The organism is Natronospira sp., from assembly GCF_007134575.1.
Taxonomy (GTDB): Bacteria; Pseudomonadota; Gammaproteobacteria; order Natronospirales; family Natronospiraceae; genus Natronospira; species Natronospira elongata.
On sequence record NZ_SLKM01000115.1, the window covers coordinates 1 to 8,631 of the forward strand.

Annotated in this window: 7 protein-coding genes and 1 pseudogene; all 8 read left to right on the forward strand. The window is 61.9% G+C overall.

Going from position 1 to position 8,631, the window contains the following annotated elements; all coding sequences use genetic code 11:
• Positions 1 to 2,362 (forward strand): ABC transporter permease (locus ACJWXQ_RS04510; protein WP_406672257.1); only part of this gene is annotated, 2,362 nt, incomplete at its 5' end.
• A 101-nt stretch (positions 2,363 to 2,463) separates the two neighbouring features.
• Positions 2,464 to 2,880 (forward strand): MAPEG family protein, encoded by a 417-nt coding sequence (locus ACJWXQ_RS04515; protein ID WP_346053375.1) that lies wholly within the window; start codon positions 2,464 to 2,466, stop codon positions 2,878 to 2,880.
• A gap of 74 nt (positions 2,881 to 2,954) precedes the next feature.
• On the forward strand, positions 2,955 to 3,320 hold the full coding sequence (locus ACJWXQ_RS04520; RefSeq protein WP_346053373.1) for a hypothetical protein: 366 nt from the start codon (positions 2,955 to 2,957) through the stop codon (positions 3,318 to 3,320).
• A 115-nt stretch (positions 3,321 to 3,435) separates the two neighbouring features.
• Entirely contained in the window at positions 3,436 to 4,617 is a 1,182-nt protein-coding gene (locus tag ACJWXQ_RS04525; protein WP_346053371.1) for a DUF1566 domain-containing protein, read from the forward strand.
• A gap of 92 nt (positions 4,618 to 4,709) precedes the next feature.
• The gene (locus ACJWXQ_RS04530; protein WP_346053369.1) at positions 4,710 to 6,293 is read left to right on the forward strand and encodes an AAA family ATPase; all 1,584 of its coding nucleotides are present in this window, start codon (positions 4,710 to 4,712) and stop codon (positions 6,291 to 6,293) included.
• 510 nt (positions 6,294 to 6,803) lie between these two features.
• Positions 6,804 to 7,595 (forward strand): hypothetical protein, encoded by a 792-nt coding sequence (locus ACJWXQ_RS04535; protein ID WP_406672258.1) that lies wholly within the window; start codon positions 6,804 to 6,806, stop codon positions 7,593 to 7,595.
• Positions 7,596 to 7,749: 154 nt separating this feature from the next.
• Complete coding sequence (locus ACJWXQ_RS04540; protein ID WP_406672259.1) at positions 7,750 to 7,971, forward strand: pyridoxamine 5'-phosphate oxidase family protein; 222 nt, start codon at positions 7,750 to 7,752, stop codon at positions 7,969 to 7,971.
• Between the two features lie 41 nt (positions 7,972 to 8,012).
• A pseudogene (locus ACJWXQ_RS04545) lies at positions 8,013 to 8,631 on the forward strand (transposase); the annotation flags it as partial.

Here is an 8,631-nt window from a genome sequence, read left to right on the forward strand (position 1 = left end):
CGGCACCCCCTTTCAATCGGCCCTCGCCATTCTCACCCTGGGCGTGGCCATTGCCTTTGCCACCGCCTTTTTCAGTCTCTACAGCGATCTCAGCTTTCGCAGCCTGCCCGGGGTGGAGGACTCCCGTTCCCTCGGCATGCTGGGCCTGAGCGAGGGTGGCAGCTTCGACAGTCTGGCCAACGGCATGTATGAACCCCTGGCCGAGCAGACAACCGCCCTGCGGGCGCTGGAAGCTTTTCTGCCCCTGCAGATTGAGCCGGAGGAACCGGAAACCCCCGAACCGCTGGTCGGAGCCGGGGTGACGGCTGCTTATTTCACCGAGCTTGGTATTGGGATCGCCCACGGCCGTCCCCTGGATGAATCCGATCGTGATGCCCGCGTTGCGGTCTTGTCTCATGCGGCCGCCGAGAAGCTCTTCGGCGATGCCGCCGCGGCGGTGAATCAGGAGATCATGGCTCGCGACATGAGCTTCCAGGTGGTTGGCGTGACCGAGCCCGGCTTTGAAGGCCTGGTCCGTGGCACGATCCGTGACATCTGGCTGCCCCGGGAAGTGATGCTCAATGACATCTGGGGCGTGCCGGAGGAATTCCACCATCAGGTCCCTGCCCAGATGATTGCGCGCCTCGCCGATGGCGTCTCCCCAGCCGCGGCCGAGGTGGAGCTGAACCAGATTGCCGATGGCTTCGATGACGAGCTCAGGGCCATGCTGCGCAGCCAGAGCATCCGTCTGGTCCCGCAGATGTCCAACAGCCCCGATGAGTACCGGGCCACCCAGCAACAGCTGCAGTTGATGGCCGGCGCCGCCATCCTGGTCGCCCTGATCGCGGCCGGTAATCTGGGCCTCTTTCTGCTTGCCCGGGCCCCGGCCCGTCAGCGGGAAATGGCCCTTCGCCTGACCGTCGGCGCCCGCCCGGCCCGTCTGGTGCGCCAGTTGATGACCGAGGCCTTTGCGCTAGTGCTGGTGGGGACCGGTCTGGGGCTGCTGCTCGCCCTCTGGCTGGGGGTCTTTCTCCAGGACCTGCCGCTGTTCGATGGCGGTCAGTTCCTGGACCAGGGTCTGGACTGGCGTATCCCCCTGTTTGCCGCCGGTCTTGCCACCGTGCTTGCGCTTGTGGTCGGCACAGCCCCGGCCCTGGGACTGGCCAGGCAGTCATTGGCTGCCCACAGCCGAGGCGCGGGTCGCAGCCTCGGGGCTCGGCATGTGATTGCCACCGTTCAGGTGGTGTTGGCGCTGGTGATTGTCGCCGGCGGTCTCTATGCCCAGCACAGTCTGCGTGCCGCCCTGTCCATGGACCCGGGTTACGACATGGCCGGCATCAGTCAGGCCAATCCGGTGCCCGCCGGCAGCATGGCCAGTTTCCGTGCCACCGACGAAGCCATCCGGGACTTTCGCCAGGGCATCCGTGAACGACTCAATGGCGTCGATGGCATTCGTAATCTGGGCTTCGCCGGCCGCATGCCCGGCAGCGATCATCTGATGTTTCAAACCATCCGGGCGGCCGATGATGCCGAGATCGAAGCCCCGGGTATTGCCGTGGGTTGGGATCCCGATGCGATGGACATCCTGGGTTTGCGCCTTCTGCACGGCCAACTGCCGGAGGAGCCGGACCGGGAGCTGGCCGTGGTCAACCGTCACCTGGCCGAGCAGTTCTGGGGCCGCACCGATGTGGTGGGTGAGTTTGTCGAGCAGACCACCGGTGGCTTTGGCGGCAGCAGTGAAGCCGAGCCCATGGAGATTGTCGCCGTGGTGGAAGACATTCACTTCGGCCATCCCCGGGACCCCATGCGGCCCACCGTCCTGCTTGCCGACGGTGGCATGGCCTATTTCGCCGCCCTGCTCATTGATGGCGAGGTCAATCGCGAGCAACTGGACGCGGCCATCGGCGAGTTCCTGCTGAATCACGAGATTCCCCTGGAAATCGAACGGGTCCAGTCCCTGGAAGACGCCTTCACCGATCGCTTCGCCCAGGACCGCTCCCGGGTGTGGATGACCGGCCTTGGTGCGGTCATCGTGCTGATCATGGCGGTGCTCGGCTTCTACGGTACCCTGCGCTTCCTGATGCAGGGCCATCGCTTCGAGTTCGCCCTGCGTTCGGCCGTTGGTGCCGGCCCGGGCAGTCTCTACAAGGATGCCATGCGCCATGGCCTGACCCTGGCCGCGCCGGGTCTGCTGATTGGGCTGCCCATTGCGGTGCTGGCGGTGGTTTCCCTGAGCGACTATCTGGGTGCGATGGACGCACGTGTCTGGCCGGCAGCACTGATGGCGGCGGTCCTGTTGACCGCGGCCCTGGTCCTGGCCATTCACCCCATCGCCCGACAGGCCGCCGGCCAGGATCCGGCACCGGCCCTGCGGGGTGAATAACGGCAGGAACAAATGGCGGAAAGTGAAGGCCTGGCCTATGCTTGACTCAATCCAGGCATAGGCCGGGAAAGCATACTGATTCGGCAGATGAGGACCACACCATGAGCCTGTCCGTCATTGCATTGATCGGCATTATCGCCTGGACCTTCCTGCTGATCTTCATCAACGAGATCATGCGCTCCTGGCTGGTCTTGAGCGGGCGCAAGGATCCCGGTACCTTCCAGCCGGACGGCAGCGATGTCTCGCCCTTCGCCCACCGCCTGGCCCGCGCCCATGCCAATTGCTACGAAAGCTTCCCCCTGATCGGCGGTGTCCTCCTGCTGGCCATCGCCACCGGCCATACCGCCATCACCGATCCCCTGGCCCTCTGGCTGCTGGCTGCCCGCATCATCCAGTCCGGCATTCACCTGGCTTCCATCGCCGGCCCGGCCGTCACCGCCCGTTTTGTCTTCTACTTCATCCAGCTACTTATCGTCGGCTGGTGGCTGATCGGCTTCGCTTGCGAATATCTCCTCTAGCCGCCCAGCCATTGGGATTACCTCGGTGATGCCTCAGGCTGTGTCTTGTCCTGGCATTGTCCGAAGGGGGCACAATGGATCCGGTCATGCGCTTGCTTGCCACCTTCTTCTTCCTGTTTCTGATCGGCGGCGGGGTCACCGTCCTGTACTGGAACTGGCTTCTGTCCCAGTTCTTTCAGAAACTCAAGACCGAAATGCCCGAGACCTTCCAGGCAATGGGCCGGCCGGGCATTGTCACGGTGGAGTCGCCCACCCAGATGTGGGCGCAATTACGCTTCATCCTCAAACGGGAATACCAAGCCGACGGCAGCTTCACCCTGACTCAACTGGGTGACCGACTTTATCGTCTCTTCTGGATCTTCCTGATGGTCATCGGCCTGATGATTTTCAGCTTCCTGTTGCTGGTCCTCTATAGTTTCCTGCTGGAGATGCAGGGTTAGAGCTCTCAGGCGCCCGGCATTACAATACGGTCTCACCATCAGCGGATCATGCCGCAGCGCATTCGGAGCGTGGCCGCAAAAAGTGTATTCAGAGAGATAAAGGGGCTCGGCCTGGATGGGAATCAAATGGGGGAGGGGGATTGTTGCCGGCGCCAATACGGCGAGCGCCCCTGCGCACATCAAACGTATACTCCTGATCAGCCTGCTGCGGCTGCCCATCATCGCCATGGGCCAGATTCCGCCCGATGACTGCGCTGATCCGGACAGTCAGGCCAGCACGCCCTCTCGGGCCTTCATGCCCATCGACGATGGCTCGGTCGTGCGTCACCGGCCGACCGGCCTGGAATGGCAACGCTGTGCCATTGGCCAGCAATGGCATGACGGCGCCTGTCTGGGGGAGGCCGAGCGATTGAGCTGGGAAGCCGCCGGGGAGGTTGCGCAGGCAAAGGGCGATGGCTGGCGCCTGCCCCTGCCCTGGGAGCTGCAATCCATTGTCGAATACTGCCGTGTGGGCCCCGCCATCAACCGTCAGGTATTCCCTGACCAACCCCTGGCACCTGCCAACGTCTGGTCCGGCATGCCCTATGCCGGCGCCGCCGGATACGCCTGGAGTGTCCGCTTCTCCACCGGCGAAGGCAGTTGGGGTCTCAAGCATCGCGGCAGTCGTGTCAGGCTGGTAAGGGACAGCCAGGCCGAACGCCAGCGCCAGTCCCTCATCCAGACCTGGAAAGCCACCGCCCAGACCCCGCCGGGACAATTACTCTCCGCAACCCTGCAGTGGAAGCTCCCCAATGAACTCCTCACTGCCCGCAATGCCCTGGAAAGGATCGCGCAAGTCGGCTTCGCCTCCGCCTGTTTTCATGAAGACACCCCACGGCGAACCCCGAGCAGTGCCTTCGATATCAGCGACGACGGCAAGACCGTCCTCCATCGACCAAGCAGCCTGGAATGGCAACGCTGCCCCCTGGGCCAGAACTGGGCGGGTGACAATTGTGAGGGCGAGGCCAAGCGAGTCGATTGGCAGAGCGCACAGGAAATCGCCGAGCAACAGGCACACGGCTGGCGCCTGCCCACAATCGGCGAACTGGTCACCATCGCCGAAACCTGTCGCAGCGGACCGGCCATCAACCAGCAAATATTCCCGGGTATCACTGAAGGCCGATCCGCCTTCTGGTCCGTCACCCCCTATGCCGGCTCAGACACCTACGCCTGGGATGCCGATTTCGCCGATGGCAGCTTCGGCTGGACAAGAAGAACAATCCCGCTCGGTATTCGATTGGTCCGGGCACAGCCCTGATCCCTCGGGCTCACGCATGCCATATCGGGCACTGTACGATTGGCTCAGCAAGGCACCATAATGAGTTCCAAGGTTGAAGCAGAGGTTATGGCATGAGCCAGAAGGAAACAGGCTTGCGCATTGAAGCGCTAGACAACCCGGCCTGTTATCCCCACCCCGTCGACTCGGTGGAGCGTATCGAGACCCACGGCAACTGGATCCTGTTGGCTGGTGAGTACGCCTACAAGATCAAAAAGCCCGTGGACCTGGGTTTCATGGACTTCACCAGCCTGGAAAAGCGCCGCTTCTACTGCGAGGAGGAAATCCGTCTCAACCGCCGCCTGGCTCCGGCCCTTTACCACCGCGTGGTCAATATCAGCGGTACAGCCGAGGCGCCGCGCATCGACGGCGACGGCGAGCCTTTCGAGTATGCCGTGCTGATGAGTCGCTTCGATCATGGCCAGCGCCTGGACCACCGCCTGGCACGCGGTGAGCTCATCCCGGAATCGCTGGATGAGCTCGCCCGCGACATCGCCGTCTTTCACGCCGACGCCCCGGCTGCCACGCCCGACGGCGACACCGAGCCGCAATATGGTGACCCCGCCGCCCTCCAGGCCATGGCCGCCGATAACTTCCGCGACTGCTGCCGCCTGCTGCCCGAGACCGACCACCCCCGCCTGCAAAGCGTCGAAGCCCTGAGCGAGGCCCGCTTCAAGGCCCTGGCCGAGCAGCTCGAAAGCCGTCGCCGCGAGGGCCGGGTGCGTGAATGCCATGGTGACCTGCACCTGGGGAACCTGGTGTTCCACCAGAACCGCATCCAGGCCTTTGACTGCATCGAATTCAACCCGGACTTTCGCTGGATCGACACCGCCAACGAAGTCGCCTTTCTCAGCATGGACCTCAAATACCGTGGCCGTCCGGACCTGGTCAGCCGCTGGCTCAACGCCTATCTCGAAGCCTCCGGCGACCACCAGGCCATCCCCCTGCTGGGCTTTTATGAAGCCTACCGCGCCATGATCCGCGCCAAGGTCAACCTTATCCGTGCCAGTCAGCACCCCGACAGCGAAGCCGCCGACACGGAACGACAAGCCGCCCGCGACTATATCGAGCTCGCCCGGGCCAGCCTCAAGCCCGGCCAGGGCCGCATCCTCATTACCATGGGCCTGTCCGCCAGCGGCAAGAGCCATATCGCCCAGCAACTCATCCAGGCCCTGCCGGCCCTGCGACTGCGCTCGGACGTGGAGCGCAAGCGCCTCTTCGGCCTCGACCCGCTCCAAGCCAGTGGCGCCGAAGTCGACGCCGGCATCTACACCCCCGAAGCCAGCCGCCAGACCTACCAGCGCCTGGCCGACCTGGCCCTGCTCATCGCCCGCGCCGGCTACACCGTCATCGTCGATGCCACCTTCCTCCAACGCCCGGGCAGAGACCACTTCCGCCAACTCGCCAGCGACAATAATCTAGGCTTCGCCATCCTCCACACCCACGCGCCCATCGATGTCCTGGAAACCCGAATTAAAAAGCGCCAAGCCACCGGCAAAGACCCCTCCGAAGCCAACATTGAAGTGCTGCACGTCCAACACCAGCGCATGGACCCCATCACTGAGACCGAAGCCCCCTACGCCCTCGATATTGACACCACCCAAGCCCTGAGCCCGGCAGCCCTTGCCAAACGGGTCCGCGATTTAGAACAGGGCTAGATCGGGCCCGAAAATAACCTGGGTTCTGGCAAGTCCAGCAGCCCTGGTTTAATCTCCAGCTCAATACCAGAAGCGGCGGACGCCGAGTAGGCGGACCTGCGAAGCGGACAAATGATTCAGGGGGAATCAATGACACCAGAGCAAAAGGAAGCGGCCGCCGAAGCCTTACTCGCGCCCAAGCGTCAAGAGCTTGAGCAAGCGCAGGCCAGGTTCAGGAAGGAACGGCGTCAACGCCGTAGCCAGCGCCGAAACGGCGTACTGGCGTTGCTGGGCTTTTCACTCGGGGCTGCCGTTAGCTACGCTCTGACACAAGAACTCCATCCGGGCGCACTAATCGCCTTGGCCACGGGGTATGTTCTGGCCGAACTGTACCGGCGATTCTGGCTTCGCCGGGCTTAGCTGCCCAGTCCCAGACACTACCGCTCGCCAACGGCACCGCAGAGGCTGACCCAGTCACCTGATTACCCTGGAGTGCCGGAACCATTCGGCAAACGGAAGGAGATGCAAGTCATGCTGAGTAGATCAGGTCAGGCCAGGCCATGGCGTGTCGGTCTTTCGCTTTTACTGACCGTGTTATTTGGGGTCTTCCCTTCACCTTCTGTGGTTGCATCAGAGGGGCGAATGGACGATTTGCTAACCGACCAGCGCAACTATTACTCGAAAGATAGATTGCTCCGCCTTGGGGTGGTTTTTGGTGTCGGTGGGATAGCCGCAAATACATCATTCGATGAAAGGTTTCAGAGGCACTACCAAGACCGATTTAGAAATGCCCACACAGATGAGTTTTCAGAGATGGCGCTGTTGTTTGCCGAAGGGAAGTATCTCATTCCGGTTACTCTGTCCCTGGCAAGTTTATCTCTAATTGATGAAGATTCTTCGCTTGGCGAATTTGGCGGCAATACAATAAGGTCGTATCTTGTAGGCGCTGTGCCCGTGTTTGCAATGCAACGAGTCACCGGTGCAAGCAGACCGGGGGAAAGCGATCGCGGGTCTAAATGGCAGCCATTGGCCGACGATAACGGTGTCAGTGGCCATGCCTTTGCCGGAGCCGTTCCGTTTCTTGTGGCGGCCAGAACCGTTGAAAATCCCTTCGCCAAATATGCATTGTATGCCGCATCGCTAGCCGTTCCCTTCGCAAGGGTAAATGATAAAGACCACTATGTCTCTCAAGCTGCATTGGGGTGGTATATGGCTTTTGAAGCAACCGGCGCCGTGCTGGAAACCGAAAGGAATAAGCGCATTGGAGTTGCCCCTATGGTTGGCGGAGACTACTACGGTATAGCGGTCTTTGGATCGTGGTAGCGATGTTTCAACTGTATGCCGATTGCCTAAACGTGGACTCTGTAGTTCCTCGGTCTCAGGGGATCCTTCTCAAATCGAGGGGGTGCGGGTATGGCAGCTCGCTGAAGTCTATTCCCTCCACTGGAAAATCAAGGCAGACCCAAGGGGAGGCCCCATGACGGAAAGACATATCGTGCAAAGGAAACGCAACCGCGGGCAGTACGACTTTGAAGCACTCTGCGCGGTCCTCGATGACACCATCGTCTGTCATGTGGGATTCGTCCAGGATGGCGAGCCTGTGGTCATTCCCATGCTCTACGCCCGCGACGGCCGGGATCTTCTCCTGCACGGCTCGGTCGCCTCCCCCCTGTGTCAGGGTAGTTGTCGCCTCTTCTGAATCGTTGATCGTAGCAGACAGGGGGCGGAAAGAGACGAGGAATGCCCCGGTATTCTCAAGAGCGTAGAGCGGCGGTGATGGCGAAGCTTCTGCCGCCGGAGAATCGGACCGTTCGGGAGGTGGCGCAGGAAGAAGGGATTGCCGAGGTGACCCTGTACAATTGGCGAAGGAGAGCCAAAGAGCAGGGGTTACCGGTGCCTGGGAGTGGGAAGAAGACGGACGGTTGGTCGGGCGAATCGAAACTGGCGGTGGTAGTCGAGACTGCCGGCATGAATGAGGCCCAATTGAGCGAGTACTGCCGCAGCAAGGGTCTCTACCCGGAGCAGGTGAAAGCTTGGCGAGAGGCCTGCGTATCGGGGGCGGACACGGAGGCCAATCGACGGCAAGCCGAGAAGGCCAAGGTCCGCCGGGACAAGAAGCGAATCAAGGAGCTGGAGCGCGAGCTTAGGCGCAAAGACAAGGCCCTAGCGGAAACGGCCGCGCTCTTGGCCTTGCGAAAAAAGTTGAACGCCCTCTGGGAGGACGACGAGGAAGGATGACCTCGGTCTCAGAGCGGCGAAAACTGGTGTCCTACATTGCCGAAGCAGAAAAGGCCGGTGCCCGACGAGCACCGGCCTGCAGGGAAGTCGGCATCAGTATCCGGACGCTCCAGCGCTGGAC